This is a genomic window from Leifsonia sp. 21MFCrub1.1 (assembly GCF_900107895.1).
Lineage (GTDB): Bacteria > Actinomycetota > Actinomycetes > Actinomycetales > Microbacteriaceae > Leifsonia > Leifsonia soli.
This window is the reverse complement of record NZ_LT629867.1, coordinates 819,610-838,405: the sequence shown is the minus strand read 5'-3', so window position 1 is coordinate 838,405 and position 18,796 is coordinate 819,610. Positions and strand designations below refer to the sequence as shown.

The following is an 18,796-nucleotide window of genomic DNA, read 5'->3' as shown; positions in this document are numbered from 1 at the left end:
GGGCTCCTTGTCTCGCCGCTAATGTGCCGCCTCCACGAGGTCGGCTGCCTCGGCCTCACGGCCGGCCAGGTACGACTTCACCTGCTTGGTGATGCGGGCCTCCACGAAGAACGAGAGGAACGGGACGACGCCACCGAGGGCGATCATCACGAACTTCGTGAACGGCCAGCGCATCAGACTCCACAGGCGGAAGTCGGAGATCAGGTACACGACGTACAGCCAGCCGTGCGCGATGAGGATGCCCGTGCTCAGGTCCACGCCGGTCGGTGCGACGGCGGTCTGCACGGGGACGAAGGTCAGGGCTCCGTAGTTGCTGAACGCGAAGAGCTCGTACCCGAGGCCGTACTTGACGATCATCTCGGCGCACAGGAGCAGCAGCATGATGCCCGTGACGTACGCGAACACCTGGTAGAACCGGAGCGCCCCGCGGATCTTCGGGAAGTCTTCGAGCTTGGGAGCGAGGGGCATGGGCCTATTCTAAAGGCTCGACCCGGGGGTTCTCCCCGGCAGCCGCAACCTGCTTCTCGCGCTCGAGCAGCTGCTCCTCGCGCAGCTCGTCCTCCCGCTGCTTGGCGTCCTTCACCAGGCGGTACCAGAGGAACACCGCGAAGCAGGCGAAGATGATCCACTCGGCCGCGTAGAAGATGTTGAGCCAGTTGAGCTCGGTCTGCGCGATCGGCGGCGGGGAGGAGATCTGGACGAGCCCGGCCGGCGCTCCGCGCTCGACGACGTACGCGGCGTACACGGGCATATCGTCGACGCCGGTCCAGAGGTTGTAGAGGGCGCCGACGCCGAGCGTCCGCATCGCCGTCGGGTCCTTCTTGTCGGTCGGCACCTCGGGCTGCTCGTCGGGCAGGATGCGGCCGACGATGCGCTGCGGGCCGGCATCCGGCTGCCGCGACAGCCGCTCGACCGCCGCCTGCGCGGCCGCCTTGTCCGGCGCCCACCCGCGCGCGACGGCGAGCGCCACCGGCCGGCCGTCCCGCTCCAGGTTCAGGTGGCCGACGACCCACCAGCCGCTCCGTCCGTCGTTGAGGCGGTCGTGGAGAAGCTGGTAGTCCTCCGGCACGAACGTCCCGGTGAACTCGACCAGCTGGCCGACAGCCACGTCGCGGAGCGGCGACGACGGACCGGCGACCTCCGCGAGTGGGAGCACCGTCTCGCTCGGCGCCTCGACGGCCTTGCCGGACTCGACAGCACGCTCGAGCTGCCACTGGCCGAGCCAGGCGAACCCGGCGGCGAGGAGCAGCGCGAACACGAGCGCGCCGATCCACCGCGGGCGCCGCATCATCTGGAAGAGGGTGGTCTCGCCGGCGATCGGCTCGGCCCCCGTGGTCGTCTCGATGGTCAGTCCCGTTCCCGTTCGCCGCTGGTGTCTTCCTGCATCGCCCGCTCGACCATCCGGTCGACGGCCCGCTGCGTCTCGTCGGCGCTCGTCGTCTCGCGCCGTGCGTCCGAGTCGAGGTCGGCAGTCGCGGCCTCGACGAGGGCGATCTCCTCGTCCAGCATGGGCTCGCGCTTCTTCTTCCTGTCCCGTCGGCGTGACGGCCCGGACCGTAGGATCATCGCACCGATCTTCTCGGAGTTCGCTGCGAGGATCGGCCCGATCACCGCCATCACGAGCACGTAGAGACCGGCGAACGGCTGGATGCGCTCGTCCAGCCCGGCGGCGAGCGACAGCGTCGCGAGGATGAGGGCGAACTCACCGCGGTTCTGCAGGATGACCGTCGTGTTGATGCCCGCCTGCACGCCCATGCCGTTGATCCAGGCGACGAACTGGCCGGCCCCGATGTTGAGCAGGATGGTGAGCACCACCGCGATCCCGACGGGCAGCAGCACGGACGGGAACTTGGCCGGGTCGAGCGCGAGGCCGAAGTTGAGGAAGAAGAAGGCCGCGAACACATCCCGCAGCGGGATGGCGATCTGCTCGATCTTCCTGCGGTACTTCGTCGCCCCGAGGACGAGGCCGATCAGGAAGGCGCCGATCGCGTCGGTCACGCCGAGCAGCTCGCCGATGCCGGCGAACAGCACGGCGAAGCCGAAGAACAGGATGGTGAAGAGCTCGTCGTCCTTCGTTCGGAACAGCCGCGAGACGAACCGGCCGCCCCAGCGCGCGACCGTGAACATCACGACCAGGAAGGCGAAGGCGATCGCGAGCTTGCCGACCACCGGCCAGAAGTCGGTCTCGCCGCTGAGCACGACGGAGACGATCGCCAGGTAGATGGCGATGAAGATGTCCTCGACGACGGTGACGCCGAGGATCATCGGGGTCTCGGTGTTCGCCAGCCGCCGGAGCTCGATCAGCAGCTTCGTCACGATCGCCGAGGACGACGTCGCCGTCATCCCGGCGATGATGAGCGCCTCCCGCGTTCCCCAGCCGACCATGAACCCGAAGATCAGGCCGACGCCCATGTTGATGACGATGTACGAGCCGCCGGAGACGATCAGCTTGCCGAAGTTGCCGAAGAACTCGTCCTGGTCGAACTCCAGGCCGAGATTGAACAGCAGCAGGATGAGCCCGAAGATCGCGATGAGCTCGATGTAGTCGCTCTCGAAGTTGAGCGGGAACCAGCCGGTGTGCGGACTGGCCAGCAATCCGACCAGCATGTAGATGGGGATCGCGGGGAGACTCACCAGCCTGCCGAGGCGCCCGAGCACGTACGCGACGAGCAGGAGGATGCCGAGAATGATGAGGTCTTCGCCGAGATGCATCGTCGATCAGCCTCCGGGCGGAGCGTCGGCGGTGACCCGGTGGGCGACCTCGCCCGTGCGGAAGAACGAGAACGCCTTCGCGACCTTCTCCGGCGTTCCGGCGACCACGAGCGTGTCGCCCGGGAACACCTTGAAGTCGGCAGCGGGCGCCGGGTTGGCGGAGTCCCCGCGCACCACGGCGACGACCGTGAGGCCGACGAAGCCGCGGTCGCCGGGGGCGCCGAGCTGCTGGCCGGCGATGTAGTCGTCGTAGTCGACGGTGAACCAGTCGATGCTGAGGCCGGGGATCTGGTCGAGCGCCGTCAGCGCCTCGGTGATCTGCGTGCCGCCGAGCAGCTCCGCCAGCGTGTGTGCCTCATCCTCGTTGAGCCGGAGCGACACCTTGGTGACGTCGCTGCCGTCCTCGTGGTCCGAGAAGGTGATCAGGTCGCTGTGGCCGGACCGGTGCGCGATGACGCCGACTTTGCCGCCATCGTCGGTCACGAAGGTGTGGAGCACTCCGACCCCGGGCAGCTTCACCCGTCGAACGTCTACCATCATCCGTCTCCATCCGCCGGGTGGGCCGGCATAAGGGGGGTATGCCTCCAGCCTACCGGAGGCGCGCGGAGGCCCTCCCGGAGAGCGGACTCCGGAAGGGCCTCGTGCGATGCCTCGCGTCGGTGCGGCGCCTAGCCGTCGGTCTAGGGTCTAGCCGTCGGTCTGGGGTCTAGCCGTCGGTCTGGGGTGCGTCCTCCGCGCCTGCGCCCTGCACGTGCTTCGGCGCCTGGTCGGCGCTCGTCGGAGTGCCGGCCCGGGACGTGCCGGCCTTCGCCGTTCCGGCCTTCGCTGCGGCAGCCTTCGACGCGGACTTCGCGGCGGCGGCGTCGGCTTCGACGATGTCGGGCGCTTCGAGGCGGATGCGGTCGGCCGACTCGTCATCGGGCTGCAGCTGGCTGGCGCGCTCCGCCTCGACCCGCCGCAGGTAGGTGCGCACTTCGCGCTCCTCCCGGTCCGAGTCCCAGCCGAGCACGCGCGCCATGAGGGACGCGGCGACCGGGGCGGCGGAGGCGCCGCGGTCCCACGCCTCGATGGAGATGCGCGTGCGCCGGGCGAGCACGTCCTCCAGGTGCAGCGCGCCCTCGTGCGTCGCCGCGTAGACGACCTCCGCGCCGACGTAGTCGTCCGCGCCGGGCAGCGGGTCCGCCAGCGACGGGTCCTCGCGGATGAGGGCGAGGATGTCGTCGGCGAAGGTGCCGTAGCGGTTGAGCAGGTGCTCGATGCGGGCGACGTGGAGGCCGGACTCCTGGGCGATCCGGTGGCGCCGGTTCCACGCGGCCTGGTAGCCCTCCGCGCCGACCAGCGCGATGTCCATCGTCGTGGATGCGGGCGTCTTGCCGTCGAGAGCGCTGACGGCGGCATCCACCGCGTCCTTCGCCATCACGCGGTAGGTCGTCCACTTGCCGCCCGCGATGACCACGAGACCCGGCACCGAGTGGGCGACCAGGTGCTCGCGGGACAGCTTCGACGTCTGCTCGGACTCTCCGGCAAGGAGGGGCCGGAGCCCCGCGTAGACGCCCTCGACGTCCTCCCGCGTCAACGGGATGTTGAGGATCTCGTTGACGTGGGCGAGCAGATAGTCGATGTCGGCGGCGGTCGCTGCGGGGTGCGCCTTGTCGAGGTGCCAGTCGGTGTCCGTCGTGCCGATGAGCCAGTGCCGGCCCCAGGGGATGACGAAGAGCACGCTCTTCTCGGTGCGCAGCAGGAGGCCCATCGTCGACTGGAAGCGGTCCCGCGGCACCACCAGGTGGATGCCCTTGGACGCGCGCACCTTGAACTGGCCGCGCTCCCCCACCATCGACTGCGTGTCGTCCGTCCAGACGCCGGTCGCGTTGACGACCTGCTTGGCGCGGATGTCGAACCGCTCGTCGGTCTCGAGGTCGTGGGCCCGGACGCCGACCACCCGCTCGCCGACCTTGATGAAGCCCTCGACCCGCACGCGGGAGGCGATGTGGGCGCCGTAGTGCGCCGCGGTCCGCACCAGGTTAGCGACGTAGCGGGCGTCGTCGACCTGCGCGTCGTAGTAGGTGATGCCGCCGACCAGGGCGTCCTTGTTCATGGACGGAATGGCGTTCAGCACCTGCCGCTTGCTCAGGTGCCGGTGGTGCGGGACGCCGGGAGGCCGGCCTCCTGTGTACGAGAAGATGTCGTACAGCATCATCCCCGCGCCGATGTAGAAGCGCTCCCACACCCGCTTGTGCAGCGGGTACAGGAAGCGCACGGGCTTCACGAGGTGCGGAGCGATGCGCTGCAGCAGCAGCCCGCGCTCGATGAGGGCCTCGCGGACCAGGCGGAAGTCGAGCTGCTCGAGGTAGCGGATGCCGCCGTGGACCAGCTTGGACGACCGGCTGGAGGTTCCCGAGGCGAAGTCGCGCGCCTCCACGAGTCCGGTGGTGAGACCCCGCGTCGCCGCATCCACCGCCGACCCCGCGCCGACGATGCCGCCGCCGACCACCAGGATGTCGAGCTCGGTGTCCTTGAGCGCCGCGATCGCCGCCGCGCGCTCCGCCGGACCGAGCCGCGACGGGTAGGTCACGGCCGGGTTCGATGCGGGCGTCGCATGCCTGTCGCCGCCTGGGGCAGATTGGGACTTCACCATCGTTCTCTCCCTCTCCGGCCGCCATCGGCCGGCGCTGCTCTACTGCGTACGGTACGGCGCGACGACCACCTCGACGCGCTGGAACTCCTTCACGTCCGAGTATCCCGTCGTGGCCATGCTCCGGCGCAAGGCTCCCACGAGATTCGCAGAGCCTTCGGCCACGGGAGCCGGCCCGTAGAGGACCTCCTCGAGCGGCGCGACCTGGCCAACGGCGACGCGGTTGCCGCGCGGCAGCTGCGAGTGATGCGCCTCGGCGCCCCAGTGCCAGCCGCCCCCGGGGGCGTCGGTGGCGCGGGCGAGCGTGGTGCCGAGCATGACCGCGTCGGCGCCGCAGGCGATCGCCTTGACGATGTCGCCGGAGCTGCCGAGCCCGCCGTCGGCGATGACGTGCACGTAGCGGCCGCCCGACTCGTCCATGTAGTCGCGGCGGGCGCCGGCGACATCGGCGACGGCGGTAGCCATGGGCGCGTGGATGCCGAGGGTGGATCGCGTGGTGGACGCCGCGCCGCCGCCGAAGCCGACGAGCACGCCGGCCGCGCCGGTGCGCATGAGGTGCAGCGCCGCGGTGTAGGTGGCGGCGCCGCCGACGATGACGGGGACGTCGAGCTCGTAGATGAACTTCTTGAGGTTGAGCGGCTCGACGTTCTTCGACACGTGCTCCGCGGAGACCGTGGTCCCGCGGATGACGAACAGGTCGACGCCGGCGTCGACGACCGTCTCGTAGAGCTCCTGGGTGCGCTGCGGCGAGAGCGCGCCGGCCACGGTGACGCCGCCCTCGCGGATCTCGGCGAGCCGTCGGGTGACGAGCTCCGGCTTGATCGGCTCGGAGTAGATCTCCTGCATCCGGCTCGTCGCGCGCTCGGCCGGGAGCTCGCGGATCTCGGCAAGCAGCGGCTCGGGGTCCTCGTACCGGGTCCAGAGGCCCTCGAGGTCGAGCACGCCGAGGCCGCCGAGCTGGCCCATCATGATGGCCGTCGTCGGCGAGACCACCGAGTCCATCGGGGCGGCGATGAACGGGATGGAGAACTGGTAGGCGTCGATCGTCCACGACACGGAGACGTCCTCCGGGTCGCGGGTGCGGCGGCTCGGAACCACGGCCACGTCGTCGAAGGCGTACACACGGCGGGCGCGCTTGGCGCGGCCGATCTCGATCTCCATACTCACGCGCTTCAGTCTAGGCCGCGCACCTGTCCGGCGTCGGGGGCCTGTGGAAAGGTGGATGTCGTGACCGTCGAAGCCGAACCCCTCAGCCGTCTCCGTCAGCGCACCAGCGAGAAGTGGCGCGCGTATCCGGACGACGTCCTCCCGCTGTTCGTCGCCGAGATGGACTACCCGCTCGCTCCCCCGGTCGCCGCGGCGCTGCACGCGGCGGTCGACCGCAGCGACACCGGCTACATCGGGCCGGACGATCGCACGCAGCGCGCCTTCGCCGACTTCGCGCGCGACCGCTGGGGCTGGGAGGTCGACCCTGCGCAGACCCGGACCACCACCGACGTGAGCGTGGTGATCGTGGAGGCGCTGCGGATGCTGATCGAGCCCGGCGACCGGGTCGTCATCACCACCCCGGTCTACCCGCCGTTCTTCGAGCTCATCCCCGAGGCAGGCGGCGTGGTCGAGGAGGTGCCGCTGCGGGAGGGCGGCACGGACGGGCGCGGCTGGGCGCTCGACCTGGCGGGCCTGGAGCGGGCGTTCGCGGGAGGGGCGAAGGCGTTCCTGCTGTGCAATCCGCACAATCCGCTCGGGCTGGTCCACCCGCGCGCCGAGCTGGAGGCCGTCGCGGCGCTCGCGGCCCACCACGGCGTGTTCGTTCTGAGCGACGAGGTGCACGCGCCGCTCACCCACTCCGACGCGACCTTCACGCCGTTCCTCAGCGTGTCGGACGACGCCCGGCGCATCGGCGTCGCCGCGCACTCCGCCAGCAAGGCCTGGAACCTGGCGGGGCTCAAGTGCGCGCTGTTCGTGACGGCGTCGCCCGGGCAGGCGGAACGCATCCACGCTCTGCCCATCGAGGTGGAGGTGCGCACCAGCCACTTCGGCCGCATCGCCACCGAGGCGGCCTACCGGGACGGGCGACCCTGGCTCGACGACGTGCTGCGGGCGATCGAGACCAACCGCGAGCTCCTGTCCGTCCTGCTCACCGACCGCCTGCCGCGCGCCCGTTACCGCGAGCCGCTCGCCGGCTATCTCGCCTGGATCGATCTGCGCGAGCTGGGCTGGGGCGACGACCCGGCGGCGCGCATCCTCGAGGAGGCCCGCGTCGCGGTCAACCCCGGGATCGACTTCGGCGCGCCCGGCGCCGGCTTCATCCGGCTCAATCTCGCATGCTCCCCGGAGGTGCTGACCGAGGCGATCGACCGGATCGCCGAGCTGGACCGCCGCTGACGCCGACCAGCCGTCACCGTGCCCGGCTGACCCTCCGCTCGTCCCACACCGGCTCGTCGGCCTCGTAGACCGCGCCGTCCGAGCCGAACACCAGGAACCGGTCGAAGCCGCGGGCGAACCAGCGGTCGTGCGTGACCGCGATGACCGTCCCCTCGAAACCGGCGAGACCCTCCTCGAGCGCCTCCGCGGAGACCAGGTCGAGGTTGTCGGTCGGCTCGTCGAGCAGCAGCAGGGTCGCACCGGAGAGCTCGAGCAGCAGGATCTGGAGGCGCGCTTGCTGGCCGCCCGAGAGCGACTCGAAGGTCTGCTCAGCGGCCCCGGCGAGCCCGTAGCGGTCGAGCACCCGGCTCGCCGCCTCCCGCGGGAGCCCGTCACGTCGTTCGTCCCCGCGGTGCAGGATCTCCAGCAGCGTGCGCCCGACCAGCTCGGGATGCTCGTGGGCCTGGGCGAACAGGCCGGGGGCGACCCGCGCGCCGAGTCTCGCGGTGCCGGTGTGCGGCACCGGCGCGCCGGCGGACTCCGCCGATGCGAGGTGGCCCGCCGCCGGGTCGGGGTCCGTGCCCCCGGCCGCGAGCAGCCGGAGGAAGTGCGACTTGCCGGAACCGTTCGACCCGAGCACCGCGATGCGCTCACCGAACCAGACCTCCGTGTCGAACGCGCGCATCAGCCCGGTGAGCTCCAGGTCGTCGACCTGGAGCACCCGGCGGCCGGTGCGGGACCCGGTCAGGCGCATCCGCACGTTCTGCTCGCGGGGCACCGCCTGCGGCGGCCCGGCGGCCTCGAAGCGCGCGAGGCGGGTCTGCGCGGCTTGATAGGCGCTCGCGAGATCGCTGTTGTACTTCGCCTTCTCCTTGAAGCGCAGCACGAGCGCCTTCAGCTTGGCGTGCTCCTCGTCCCACCGGCGGCGCAGCTCCTCGAGCCGGTCCATCCGCTCGCGCCGTGCCTCGTGGTAGCCGGCGAATCCGCCGCCGTGCGTCCACGTCGTGTTCCCGGCAGCGCCGAGCTCCAGCGTGATGATCCTGTCTGCCGCGTTGGCGAGCAGCTCCCGGTCGTGCGAGACGACCAGCACGGTCTTCTGCGTCGCGCGGAGCTGCTCCTCCAGCCAGCGCTTCGCCGGGACGTCGAGATAGTTGTCCGGCTCATCCAGCAGCAGCACCTGCTCCGGGCCGCGCAGCAACGCTTCCAGCACCAGCCGCTTCTGCTCACCGCCGGACAGGCTGCGGACCGCCCGATGGCGCGCACGCTCGAACGGGACGCCGAGCGCGGTGACCGTGCACTGATCCCAGACGACCTCCTGCTCGTATCCCCCGGCGTCGGCGTACTCGGCGAGCGCGGTCGCATAGCGCAGCTGCGTGTCGGTCTCGTCGCGTTCGATGATGGCGTTCTCAGCGGCCTCCAGCGCTTCGGCAGCGGCCTTCACCGCCTTCGGCGCCACTCCCACCAGAAGGTCGTGCACCGTCCGGTCGTCGCGGACATGCCCGACGAACTGGTCCATCACCCCGAGACCGCCGTCGATCACGACGCCTCCGGATTCGGGCCGGAGTTCACCGCGGATGATCCGGAGCAGGGTCGACTTCCCCGCCCCGTTCGCGCCGATGAGAGCGCCGACGCGCCCCTCCCCGACCCGGAACGAGACGTCGTCGAGAAGCGGTCGGCCGTCGGCGAGCGTGTAGGAGACGCCGGAGACGTCGATGTGGCTCATGGGGTGATCCTGATCTGGGAGGCGGGCAAAGCCTTCCAGAGTAGACGAAACCGCCGCCCGAGGGAACGGGCGGCGGTTTCTCAGACCTGGACCTGCGTGTCAGCGACGGTAGTTGGGCGCCTCCACGACCATCTGCACGTCGTGCGGGTGCGACTCCTTGAGCCCGGCCGCTGTGATGCGCACGAACTTGCCGCGCGACTTGAGCTCCGGGATGGTGCGGGCGCCGACGTAGAACATCGACTGCCGCAGACCCCCGACCAGCTGGTACGCGACCGCGGACAGCGGACCGCGGAACGGCACCTGACCCTCGATGCCCTCGGCGATCAGCTGCTCGTCGCTCGGCACGTCCGCCTGGAAGTAGCGGTCGCGCGAGTAGGACGTCTTCTTGCCGCGGGTCTGCAGGGCGCCGAGCGACCCCATCCCGCGGTAGTTCTTGAACTGCTTGCCGTTGACGAACACGAGCTCGCCCGGCGACTCCGAGGTCCCGGCCAGCAGCGACCCGAGCATGACGCTGTCCGCTCCGGCGACGAGGGCCTTGGCGATGTCGCCCGAGTACTGGAGGCCGCCGTCGGCGATGAGCGGGACGTTCGCCTCGCGTGCGGCGAGCGACGCCTCGTAGACCGCCGTCACCTGCGGAACGCCGACACCGGCGACGACGCGGGTGGTGCAGATGGAGCCGGGGCCGACGCCGACCTTGATGGCGTCGGCGCCCGCGTCGATGAGCGCCTGTGCGCCAGAGCGGGTGGCGACGTTGCCGCCGATGACGTCGACGTGCGACGCGCGGGGCTCTGCCTTGAGACGGCGGATGATGTCGAGCACGCCGGCGCTGTCGCCGTTGGCGGTGTCGACGACGATCACGTCGACGCCCGCGTCGACCAGCGTCATCGCGCGCTGCCAGGCGTCTCCGAAGAACCCGATCGCGGCGCCGACGCGCAGCCGGCCCTCGTCGTCCTTCGTGGCGTCCGGGTACTTCTCGCTCTTGTCGAAGTCCTTCACCGTGATGAGTCCGCGGAGCTTGCCGTCCGCATCCACCAGGGGCAGCTTCTCGATCTTGTGCTCGGCGAAGATGGCGACGGCCGAGTCGGGGTCGATGCCGACCGGGGCGGTGATGAGCGGCTGGCGCGTCATGACGTCGCGGACCTTGGTGGTCGACCGCTCGAACGGCGACACGAACCGCATGTCGCGGTTGGTGATGATGCCGACCAGGGTGCCGTCCGGCTCGACGACCGGGAGACCGCTGACACGGAACTGGCCGCAGAGCGCGTCGACCTCTTCGACGGTGGCCTCCGGGGTCGTGGTCACCGGGTTGGTGATCATGCCCGACTCGGAGCGCTTCACCTTGTCGACGTGCGACGCCTGGTCCTCGATCGAGAGGTTGCGGTGGATGATGCCGATACCGCCCTGGCGCGCCATGGCGACGGCCATGCGCGACTCGGTGACGGTGTCCATCGCGCTGGAGAGCAGCGGGGTCGCCATCGAGATGCGCTTGGTCAGGCGGGTGGTGGTGTCCGCCTCACTGGGGATGACGTCGGTATGCCCGGGGAGGAGCATGACGTCGTCGTAGGTCAAACCGATGAAACCGAACGGATCCGCCTGATCCATCTCACCCCTTCAAAAATGCATCCCGTGTGAGGACGCGCGACTGTGGATGCTCAATGGTAACGGCAGAATCTGGACGGATATTCCGGCCGGTGCGCGGTCAGTCGACCGGGGCCAGATCGAGCTCGGCCGCGCGCTTGCCCTGCCGTGCGGCGACGATCATGTCGATGCTCAGGATGAGCAGCGCGAGCCACACGATGGCGAACCCGACCCAGCGCTCCGGCGGCATCGCCTCGTGCAGTACGGCGACGCCGACGACGAACTGGATGAACGGGGCGAAGTACTGGATGAAGCCCATGTAGACGAGAGGGAGACGCCGGGAGGCCGCCGCGAAGAACAGCAGCGGGACGGCCGTGATGACGCCGGCCCCGACGAGCAGCACCGTGTGCCAGACGCCCGCCGTCCCGATCGTGAGCGCACCGGTGACGGCGACGACGACGAGCTGGATGATGGCGACAGGGGTCAGCCACATCGTCTCGAGGGTCAGGCCGGAGAGCGCATCCACCCGGTTGCCGACGCGCTTCTTGATCAGCCCGTAGAGGCCGAACGAGAAGGCGAGGATGAGGGCGATCCACGGCATCGAGCCGTAGCCGACGGCCAGGACGATGACGGCGACGACGCTCACGCCGACGGCGACCCACTGGGCGACGCGCAGCTTCTCGCGCTGCACGACGACGCCGAGGAACACGGTGACGATCGGGTTGATGAAGTAGCCGAGGGCCGCCTCGACGACGTGGCCGCTCACCGTCGCCAGCACGTAGGTCTGCCAGTTGACGTAGATGAGGGCTCCGGCGAGGCCCATGGTGAACAGGACCCGCTTGTCGGTGAGCAGTACGGTGAACGCCCGCCAGGAGCGCGTCACGGTGATCGCGATCGCGCAGAACCCCAGGGAGAAGATCACCCGCCAGCCGACGATCTCCCAGGCGCTGGCCGGCGCGAGCGCCAGGAAGTAGATCGGGAGGATGCCCCAGAGGACGTACGCGGAGACCGCGTAGACGAGTCCGGACGTGCGGTGGGAGCTGAGGTCGTCGGAGGGTGCCACTCGTCCGACTCTACCGCCGTGGCCGGGAACGACGACGGCCCGGATGCTCAGAGCATCCGGGCCGTCGGTGAAGGGTTCGTCAGCGGACGACGACCGCGAGCACGTCGCGGGCCGACAGGACGAGGTAGTCCTCGCCGCCGAACTTGACCTCGGTGCCGCCGTACTTCGAGTAGATGACCTTGTCGCCGACAGCGACGTCGAGCGGGACGCGGTTGCCGTTGTCGTCGATGCGACCCGGACCCACCGCGACGACCTCGCCCTCCTGCGGCTTCTCCTTGGCGGTGTCGGGGATGACCAGACCGGAAGCAGTGGTCTGCTCAGCCTCGACCTGCTTGATGACGATGCGATCCTCGAGCGGCTTGATGGAGACCGACACGTTGACCCCTTTCCTGTGAAGAACAGTGTCTCTACTAAGACTGATTAGCAAACTCGCAGTGAGAGTGCTAACACGAGTCTAGGGGGTGCGTTAGCAGTCACGCAACGTGAGTGCCAGGCCGGGCGGGCCGGGACGTCCGGGGTAGCGTTGAGCGCATGGAACGCTCCGAGCTGGTCGCCCTGCTGAGCCCGGAAGGGCTGCGCCTGCTCGACTCCCTTCCGCCATACAGCAGCGAGCGGGATGTGCTGGCCATCGTCAGCGATCTCCGCAAGCAGGGGCACTCCCCGGCCCTGGTCGCGGCCGTCCTGACCCAGTCGAAGCTCCGCAGGAAGGCCGTCGCCAAGTTCGGCGACTTCGCGTCGCAGATGCTGTTCACCGAGGCGGGACTGGAGCAGGCGACCCGGCTTCCGGTCGCCGCCCGCCACGCCGGACGGTTCCGTGCGGCCGGTCTCCGCCGCGTCGCCGACCTCGGCTGCGGCATCGGCGGCGATGCGCTCGCCCTCGCCGCGCTCGACCTCGACGTCCTGGCGGTCGAGGCGGACGAGGTGACCGCGGCCATTGCCTCCTTCAACCTGGCCCCGTTCCCCAGCGCGCGGGTCGAACACCGACGCGCTGAGGACGTCGACCTGCGCGAGATCGACGGCGTCTTCCTCGACCCGGCCCGCCGCACGGCCGGCCACACCCAGACGGAGCGCCTCACCGATCCCGACGACTACACCCCCTCACTCGGCTTCGCGTACGAGCTCGCCACGGGCCGGTCCGTCGGGCTGAAGCTCGGTCCGGGGTTCGACCGCGACCTCATCCCCTCGACGGCGGAGGCGCAGTGGGTGTCCGCCGACGGGCAGGTCGTCGAGCTCGGGCTGTGGTTCGGCGCGCTCGCCCGCCCCGGCATCCGCCGCGCGGCGCTCGTGCTGCGCGGCGAGCAGGCGGACGAGCTGACGGCCGACGCGGACAGCCCCGACGAAGAGGCGGGTCCCCTCGGCGAGTTCCTGTACGAGCCGGACGGCGCCGTCATCCGCGCGCGGCTCATCGGCGACCTCGCGCGCAGGCTCGGCGGCCGGATGCTCTCGGAGCAGATCGCGTACATCACGACCGACCGGGCGACCGAGACGCCGTTCGCCGCCGGTTTCCGCGTGCTCGAGTCGCTGCCCTACGCCGAGAAGGACCTCAAGAAGGCGCTCCGTCAGCGCGGCATCGGCACCCTCGAGATCAAGAAGCGCGGAGTGGATGTCGACCCGGCCGCCCTGCGCCGCAGGCTCGGGCTCAACGGCGACCGCCCGGCGACCCTGATCCTCACCAGGGTCGCCGGGCGGCACACGGCGTTGCTCGCCGAACGGCTCTGAGGCCGTCGGCGGGCTGTTTCAGAGGGCGCTGATCAGTACGTGCCCTGGTAGCTCGCGATGCTCGCGAAGATGATCGCGAGGAAGATCCAGTAGATGATCGCGATCAGGATGCTCACGAATCCCAGGATGATGCCGGTGAGCCAGAAGCCCTTGGCCTGCGGCTCCTTGTTGCGGCCGATGAAGCCGAGCACGACCGCCGCGATGCCGAACAGGAACCCGATGCCCCAGGCGATGTTGAGCAGGATGCCCAGGATGCCGCCGACCAGGGACAGGATGCTCAGGATCGGCGACTTGGCGGCCGGCTGCCCGTAGGGCTGCGCGTAGCCGGGCGCGGGCTGGCCGTACGGCTGCTGACCCGGCTGGCCCGGCTGCTGGCCGTAGGGCTGCTGGTACGGCTGGCCGTATCCCGGCGCCGGCGGCTGCTGGCCGTATCCCGGTGCGGGCGGCTGCTGGCCGTATCCGGGAGTCGGCGGCTGCTGGCCGTAGTCCGGGGCAGGCGGCTGCTGGCCGTAGCCCGGCGCGGGCGGCGGGACGGCGCCGGTGTCGGACGCGGGAGGAGCAGGAGGCGGCGGCGGAACCGATCCGTTCTGCGAGTTCGGGTCCGTCGGTTCGACGGGGGCGTTCGGGTCGGTCATGAGACCCATCTCCTTCGGTGCGGAAGCTGGTGGTCGGCGCCTCGGCGGAAACACATTTCCTGAGAGAACGCTGTATCAGATCTATCGTGGCAGGGCCCCCGGAGGGTGTCAACGCACCACTCAGGCGGTGACCTGGATGTCCGTCACGGGGAGGGTGGAGTCGGCTGAGAAGGTGAGCTCGCTCGGGCGGTGGCCCGCCATGATGAGCTGCGCGCCCAGCGCGGCGATCATGGCGCCGTTGTCCGTGCAGAGCGACAGGGCGGGGATGCGCAGCGCGACACCGGCCTCGGCGGCCCGGGCGACGGCGAGACGGCGCACGCGGGCGTTGGCCACGACACCGCCGCCGAGCAGCAGTCGCGGCACGTCGTGGTCGCGGCAGGCGGCGAGCGCCTTGGTGATCAGCACGTCCGCCACCGCCTCGCGGAACGACGCAGCGACGTCGGCGACGGGCACCTCCTCGCCCGCGTCCTGCCGCTGCTCGACCCACCGCGCCACCGCGGTCTTGAGGCCGGAGAAGGAGAAGTCGTAGCGGTGGTTCTCGAGGTCCTTCGGGCGGGTCAGCCCGCGCGGGAAGCGGATCGCCTTCGGATCGCCGTCGGCGGCGACGCGGTCGATCTGCGGTCCGCCGGGGTACGGGAGGCCGAGCACGCGCGCGACCTTGTCGAAGGCCTCCCCCGCCGCGTCGTCGATGGTCTCGCCGAGCAGCCGGACGTCCGAGACGAGGTCGCGGACGAGGAGCAGGGAGGTGTGCCCGCCCGAGACGAGCAGGGCGATGGTCGGCAGCTCCACCGGGTGCCCCGGTCCGCCCTGCGCGTCGAGCAGGTCGGCCCCGACGTGTCCGACGAGGTGGTTGACCGCGTACAGCGGCTTGCCGAGCGACACCGCGAGCGCCTTGGCCGCGCCGACGCCGACCATGAGCGCACCCGAGAGCCCTGGACCGCTCGTCACCGCGATGGCGTCGACATCGGCCAGCTCGATCCCGGCGTCCGCGACGGCCGTCCGCAGCGTCGGCTCGAGGGCCTCCAGGTGCGCGCGGGCGGCGACCTCCGGCACGACTCCGCCGTAGCGGGCGTGCTCCTCCATCGACGAGGCGATCGTGTTGGCGAGCAGGGTCGTTCCCCGGACGATCCCGATCCCGGTCTCGTCGCACGACGTCTCGATGCCGAGCACGAGCGGCTCCGTCACGGATGCCGGATCGAGGCGAGTGGATGCTGCACTGGTCATGCGACGGTGGTCTCCGGGCTGGGGACGGCGAGACGCATGACGATCGCATCCACGCCGTCCGGCTGGTAGTACTTCGGGCGCACGCCGATCTCCTCGAAACCGAGGTCGCGGTAGAGGGTCTGGGCGCCCGGGTTGTCGGCGCGCACTTCGAGGAACACCTCGCGGGCGCCGCGTTTCCGCGCCTCCGCGATCAGCGCGAGCATGAGCCGGCGGCCCAGCCCGCGACGGCGGGCGTGCGGAGCGACGGCGATCGTCTGGATGTCGCCCTCCCCTCCCCCGTGCGGGGCGAGGAGGCCGGCGTAGCCGTCGATGCGGTCCGGCGACTCCGGCTCGAAGGCGACCAGGTAGTAGCCGTGCTCCCCGGCGACCTCGGAGCGCATGGACCGCTCCGACCAGGCGTCGTTCTCGAAGATGCTGCGCTCCAGCTCCATGATCGCGGGCACGTCGGCGGGCGCGGCGCGACGCAGCTGGTGGACGGCACGGGCCGGATCGGTCACGCCGTCACCCGCTTCGGCCCGGCGGACGGCGTCACATCCGGCGAGCGCAGGTAGAGGGCGACATCGGCGTCCATCGGGAGCCGGTTCGCGTAGCGGAGCTCTGCGATCATCCCGAGCCGGCCGGCGGGGACCACGTCCGCGTCGAATCGGGACACGTCCGGATGGGGCAGCTCCTCCGGCCGCGCGAGCCCGGGACCGTCGAGGCGGACCGGGAGGCCGAAGGCGTCGACGCCGGAGTAGGCCGTCCAGTAGCGCTCGCGGCGGCGGGCGTCCGTGACGACGAGCAAGGGACCCGCGTGGCCCGCCTCATAGCGGTCGTAAGCGACCGCGTCGTGGCTGACGACCGGGACGAGCGGCTTGCCCGCGCCGATCGCGAACGCCTTCGCGGCGGCGATCCCGACCCGGAGTCCGGTGAACGGACCGGGACCCATCCCCGCCACGACGCCCGACAGGGAGCGCACCTCGATGCCGGCGACGGTGAGCGCCTCGTCGATCAGGGTGCCGATCACCTCGGCGTGGCGCATCGTGTCGGTCTCGATGACCTCCGAGAGGACTCCGCCCTCCCGGTCGACGACGGCGACGCTGGTCCCGGCGGACGTGTCGATGGCGAGGAGCATGCTTCCAGCCTAAGCGGGATCGACGGGTGACGGGCCCGCCGCCGATGCCCACCGCGGGCCGAACCCGGTCAGCGTGACGGTGCGCGGTTCGTCGGCGTCGTCGACCTCGGCATCGGCCGCGTCCCCCTGGTCGGCCGCGCCCTCCGCCGCGCCCGTCGGCCGCTCGATCGCGACCTCGAGCCACGACTCGGCGACGCCGTCGAGCATCCCGGCGCCCCACTCCACCACGACGACGGACCGCGCGAAGTCGATGTCGAGGTCGTCGAGCTCGAGCGCGCTCGACAGGCGGTAGGCGTCGACGTGCACGAGCGGTGCGCCGCCGGAGAGGCTGGGATGCGTCCTGGCCAGCACGAAGGTGGGGCTGGTCACCGGGCCGCGCACCTCCAGTCCCTCGCCGATCCCCCGCGTCAGCGTGGTCTTGCCCGCGCCGAGCGGACCGGACAGCACGACGAGATCGCCGGGGCGGAGCGCCGCGGCCAGCTCGCGCCCGAGGTGGTGCATCTCGTCGGCGGTGGCGATCCGCCGGACGGCGGGCACCTGCAGCGCAGCCGTCATCGGGTGCCTCCGGTGTAGCTCCGTCTCAGCCGGCCGCCCAGGCGGGTCACGATCTCGTAGTTGATGGTGTCCGCGGCCTCGGCCCAGTCGTCCGCGCCCGGCACACCGGTCGCGGGGTCGCCGAAGAGGACGACCTCGTCTCCGACCGCCACCTCCAGGTCGCCGACGTCGACCACGAACTGGTCCATCGCCACCCGCCCGCTGATGCGGAACGTGCGGCCGCCGATCGAGACGGGACCGCGGTTCGACGCGTGACGCGGGATCCCCTCCGCGTACCCGAGCGGGACGAGCACGAGCGTCGTCTCCTTCTCGGTGCGGTACGTGTAGTCGTACGAAACGCCCTTCCCCGCCGGCACGCGCCGGACGGCGGCCACCCGGCCGCGCAGCGTCATCGCCGGGCGCAGTCCGAGCTCGACGGCCGACGCGCGACCGAACGGCGACAGCCCGTAGACGGCGATGCCGAGGCGGACGAGATCGAAGCGGGACTCCGGCAGCGAGAGCGCGGCCGCACTCGCGGCGATGTGCCGCAGCTCGGGCTGGAGCCCGGCGGCGGATGCGCGGTCGAGGGCGCGCTCGAACACCGCGATCGCCGCACGGTCGTCATCCGGTGAGGCGTTGGACAGGTGCGAGAAGATCCCGCGCACACGGATCAGCCCGGCGACCTCCAGCTCGCGCGCTCGCGCGACCACCGCCTCCCACTCGGACTCCGGGATGCCGTTGCGGCTCAGGCCCGTCTCGATCTTGAGCTGCACGACGGCCGGCCGCGCGGGCGACGCCACGGCCGCCGCCGCCGCCTCCAGCTGGGAGCGCGACGAGACGCCCAGGTCGAGGTCGGCGCGCACGGCGTCGGCGAAGTCCTCCTCCGGGTCGTGCAGCCAGGCCAGCACCGGAGCGGTGATGCCCGCCTCGCGCAGCGCGAGGCCCTCGGCGATCTCGGCGACGCCGAGCCAGTCGGCCCCGCCCGCGAGAGCGGCGCGCGCGCACTCGACGGCGCCGTGGCCGTACGCGTCCGCCTTGACGACCGCCATCGCGTGCGGCGTCCCGACCAGCTCGCGCAGGCGTGCGACGTTGGCGGTCACCGCATCGAGGTCGACGACGCGCTCGCGGAACGCCGCGGTCACGGCGCGCACTCCGCCACGACGAACGCCGTCGCCACCCCCGCGTCGTGCGTCATCGACACGTGGATGCGGACGATGCCGCGCTCGCGGACCTGCGCCTCGACCACGTTGTGCAGCACGAAACCGGGGTTCCTCTCGGCGTCCGGGACGATCTCCATATCGTGCCAGCGCACCCCCTCGGAGCCGCCCAGCGCCTTGATCAGCGCCTCCTTCGCGGCGAACCGCGCCGCGAGGGAGTGCACGGGCAGCTGGCGCTCGTCCTCCGTGAACAGCCGGTCGCGCAGCTTCGGCGTGCGGGCGATCGACCGCTCGAAGCGGGCCAGATCGACCACGTCGACCCCGATGCCGGCGATCACGGC

At 71.0% G+C, this 18,796-nt stretch carries 19 protein-coding genes; 2 read left to right on the top strand and 17 right to left on the bottom strand.

Annotated features, from left to right (window positions below; all coding sequences use genetic code 11):
• Window positions 1-18 precede the first annotated feature (18 nt).
• From BLW09_RS03890 to BLW09_RS03865, 6 genes are all read right to left on the bottom strand, one after another.
• Window positions 19-468: a DUF3817 domain-containing protein gene (locus BLW09_RS03890; RefSeq protein ID WP_089908678.1), complete on the bottom strand. Its 450-nt coding sequence runs from the start codon at window positions 466-468 to the stop codon at window positions 19-21.
• Between the two features lie 4 nt (window positions 469-472).
• A complete protein-coding gene (locus BLW09_RS03885; RefSeq protein WP_089908675.1) occupies window positions 473-1,291 on the bottom strand; it encodes an SURF1 family protein in 819 nt (272 codons plus the stop codon).
• 56 nt (window positions 1,292-1,347) lie between these two features.
• Complete coding sequence (locus tag BLW09_RS03880) at window positions 1,348-2,712, bottom strand: cation:proton antiporter (RefSeq protein WP_089908671.1); 1,365 nt, start codon at window positions 2,710-2,712, stop codon at window positions 1,348-1,350.
• Between the two features lie 6 nt (window positions 2,713-2,718).
• Window positions 2,719-3,252 carry a cation:proton antiporter regulatory subunit gene (locus BLW09_RS03875; RefSeq protein WP_231947041.1) on the bottom strand — a complete coding sequence of 178 codons (534 nt, stop codon included), beginning with the start codon at window positions 3,250-3,252 and terminating at the stop codon, window positions 2,719-2,721.
• Between the two features lie 166 nt (window positions 3,253-3,418).
• Window positions 3,419-5,284: a glycerol-3-phosphate dehydrogenase/oxidase gene (locus BLW09_RS03870; protein ID WP_089908668.1), complete on the bottom strand. Its 1,866-nt coding sequence runs from the start codon at window positions 5,282-5,284 to the stop codon at window positions 3,419-3,421.
• 102 nt (window positions 5,285-5,386) lie between these two features.
• Window positions 5,387-6,505, bottom strand: a complete 1,119-nt coding sequence (locus BLW09_RS03865) for a GuaB3 family IMP dehydrogenase-related protein (RefSeq protein WP_089908665.1) — start codon at window positions 6,503-6,505, stop codon at window positions 5,387-5,389.
• Window positions 6,506-6,571: 66 nt separating this feature from the next.
• On the opposite strand from BLW09_RS03865, the gene BLW09_RS03860 reads away from it, so the two are divergent.
• A complete protein-coding gene (locus tag BLW09_RS03860) occupies window positions 6,572-7,729 on the top strand; it encodes a MalY/PatB family protein (protein ID WP_089916591.1) in 1,158 nt (385 codons plus the stop codon).
• Window positions 7,730-7,742: 13 nt separating this feature from the next.
• Here BLW09_RS03860 and BLW09_RS03855 read toward each other — a convergent pair whose 3' ends face one another.
• From BLW09_RS03855 to groES, 4 genes are all read right to left on the bottom strand, one after another.
• Window positions 7,743-9,431 carry an ABC-F family ATP-binding cassette domain-containing protein gene (locus BLW09_RS03855; RefSeq protein ID WP_089908662.1) on the bottom strand — a complete coding sequence of 563 codons (1,689 nt, stop codon included), beginning with the start codon at window positions 9,429-9,431 and terminating at the stop codon, window positions 7,743-7,745.
• A 99-nt stretch (window positions 9,432-9,530) separates the two neighbouring features.
• Window positions 9,531-11,033, bottom strand: a complete 1,503-nt coding sequence (gene guaB / locus BLW09_RS03850) for an IMP dehydrogenase (RefSeq protein WP_089908659.1) — start codon at window positions 11,031-11,033, stop codon at window positions 9,531-9,533.
• A 97-nt stretch (window positions 11,034-11,130) separates the two neighbouring features.
• Window positions 11,131-12,072 carry an EamA family transporter RarD gene (gene rarD, locus BLW09_RS03845; RefSeq protein WP_089908656.1) on the bottom strand — a complete coding sequence of 314 codons (942 nt, stop codon included), beginning with the start codon at window positions 12,070-12,072 and terminating at the stop codon, window positions 11,131-11,133.
• A gap of 79 nt (window positions 12,073-12,151) precedes the next feature.
• On the bottom strand, window positions 12,152-12,448 hold the full coding sequence (gene groES / locus BLW09_RS03840; protein ID WP_055894868.1) for a co-chaperone GroES: 297 nt from the start codon (window positions 12,446-12,448) through the stop codon (window positions 12,152-12,154).
• A gap of 155 nt (window positions 12,449-12,603) precedes the next feature.
• Here groES and BLW09_RS03835 point away from each other — a divergent pair, with 155 nt between their 5' ends.
• Window positions 12,604-13,791 carry a class I SAM-dependent methyltransferase gene (locus BLW09_RS03835; protein ID WP_089908653.1) on the top strand — a complete coding sequence of 396 codons (1,188 nt, stop codon included), beginning with the start codon at window positions 12,604-12,606 and terminating at the stop codon, window positions 13,789-13,791.
• A gap of 32 nt (window positions 13,792-13,823) precedes the next feature.
• On the opposite strand, the gene BLW09_RS03830 is transcribed toward BLW09_RS03835, so the two are convergent.
• The 7 genes from BLW09_RS03830 to BLW09_RS03800 form a co-directional block, all read right to left on the bottom strand.
• On the bottom strand, window positions 13,824-14,426 hold the full coding sequence (locus tag BLW09_RS03830) for a DUF4190 domain-containing protein (protein WP_089916588.1): 603 nt from the start codon (window positions 14,424-14,426) through the stop codon (window positions 13,824-13,826).
• A gap of 120 nt (window positions 14,427-14,546) precedes the next feature.
• Window positions 14,547-15,650 carry a tRNA (adenosine(37)-N6)-threonylcarbamoyltransferase complex transferase subunit TsaD gene (tsaD, locus tag BLW09_RS03825; RefSeq protein ID WP_089908650.1) on the bottom strand — a complete coding sequence of 368 codons (1,104 nt, stop codon included), beginning with the start codon at window positions 15,648-15,650 and terminating at the stop codon, window positions 14,547-14,549.
• Complete coding sequence (rimI, locus tag BLW09_RS03820) at window positions 15,647-16,147, bottom strand: ribosomal protein S18-alanine N-acetyltransferase (RefSeq protein WP_089908647.1); 501 nt, start codon at window positions 16,145-16,147, stop codon at window positions 15,647-15,649. The genes tsaD and rimI overlap by 4 nt, the downstream gene beginning before the upstream one ends.
• The gene (gene tsaB, locus BLW09_RS03815; protein ID WP_089908645.1) at window positions 16,144-16,764 is read right to left on the bottom strand and encodes a tRNA (adenosine(37)-N6)-threonylcarbamoyltransferase complex dimerization subunit type 1 TsaB; all 621 of its coding nucleotides are present in this window, start codon (window positions 16,762-16,764) and stop codon (window positions 16,144-16,146) included. Before tsaB ends, rimI begins: the two co-directional genes overlap by 4 nt.
• A gap of 9 nt (window positions 16,765-16,773) precedes the next feature.
• On the bottom strand, window positions 16,774-17,319 hold the full coding sequence (tsaE, locus tag BLW09_RS03810; RefSeq protein ID WP_089908642.1) for a tRNA (adenosine(37)-N6)-threonylcarbamoyltransferase complex ATPase subunit type 1 TsaE: 546 nt from the start codon (window positions 17,317-17,319) through the stop codon (window positions 16,774-16,776).
• Window positions 17,316-18,449 carry an alanine racemase gene (gene alr / locus BLW09_RS03805; RefSeq protein WP_089908637.1) on the bottom strand — a complete coding sequence of 378 codons (1,134 nt, stop codon included), beginning with the start codon at window positions 18,447-18,449 and terminating at the stop codon, window positions 17,316-17,318. Before alr ends, tsaE begins: the two co-directional genes overlap by 4 nt.
• On the bottom strand, window positions 18,437-18,793 hold the full coding sequence (locus BLW09_RS03800) for a holo-ACP synthase (protein ID WP_089908634.1): 357 nt from the start codon (window positions 18,791-18,793) through the stop codon (window positions 18,437-18,439). The genes alr and BLW09_RS03800 overlap by 13 nt, the downstream gene beginning before the upstream one ends.
• Between the last annotated feature and the right edge of the window lie 3 nt (window positions 18,794-18,796).

Coding starts and splice junctions, on each gene's coding strand:
- BLW09_RS03890 (WP_089908678.1), bottom strand. CDS start 468: ATGCCCCTCGCTCCCAAGCTCGAAGACTTCCCGAAGATCCGCGGGGCG.
- BLW09_RS03885 (WP_089908675.1), bottom strand. CDS start 1,291: ATGATGCGGCGCCCGCGGTGGATCGGCGCGCTCGTGTTCGCGCTGCTC.
- BLW09_RS03880 (WP_089908671.1), bottom strand. CDS start 2,712: ATGCATCTCGGCGAAGACCTCATCATTCTCGGCATCCTCCTGCTCGTC.
- BLW09_RS03875 (WP_231947041.1), bottom strand. CDS start 3,252: ATGATGGTAGACGTTCGACGGGTGAAGCTGCCCGGGGTCGGAGTGCTC.
- BLW09_RS03865 (WP_089908665.1), bottom strand. CDS start 6,505: ATGGAGATCGAGATCGGCCGCGCCAAGCGCGCCCGCCGTGTGTACGCC.
- BLW09_RS03855 (WP_089908662.1), bottom strand. CDS start 9,431: ATGAGCCACATCGACGTCTCCGGCGTCTCCTACACGCTCGCCGACGGC.
- guaB (WP_089908659.1), bottom strand. CDS start 11,033: ATGGATCAGGCGGATCCGTTCGGTTTCATCGGTTTGACCTACGACGAC.
- BLW09_RS03835 (WP_089908653.1), top strand. CDS start 12,604: ATGGAACGCTCCGAGCTGGTCGCCCTGCTGAGCCCGGAAGGGCTGCGC.
- BLW09_RS03830 (WP_089916588.1), bottom strand. CDS start 14,426: ATGACCGACCCGAACGCCCCCGTCGAACCGACGGACCCGAACTCGCAG.
- tsaD (WP_089908650.1), bottom strand. CDS start 15,650: ATGACCAGTGCAGCATCCACTCGCCTCGATCCGGCATCCGTGACGGAG.
- tsaB (WP_089908645.1), bottom strand. CDS start 16,764: ATGCTCCTCGCCATCGACACGTCCGCCGGGACCAGCGTCGCCGTCGTC.
- tsaE (WP_089908642.1), bottom strand. CDS start 17,319: ATGACGGCTGCGCTGCAGGTGCCCGCCGTCCGGCGGATCGCCACCGCC.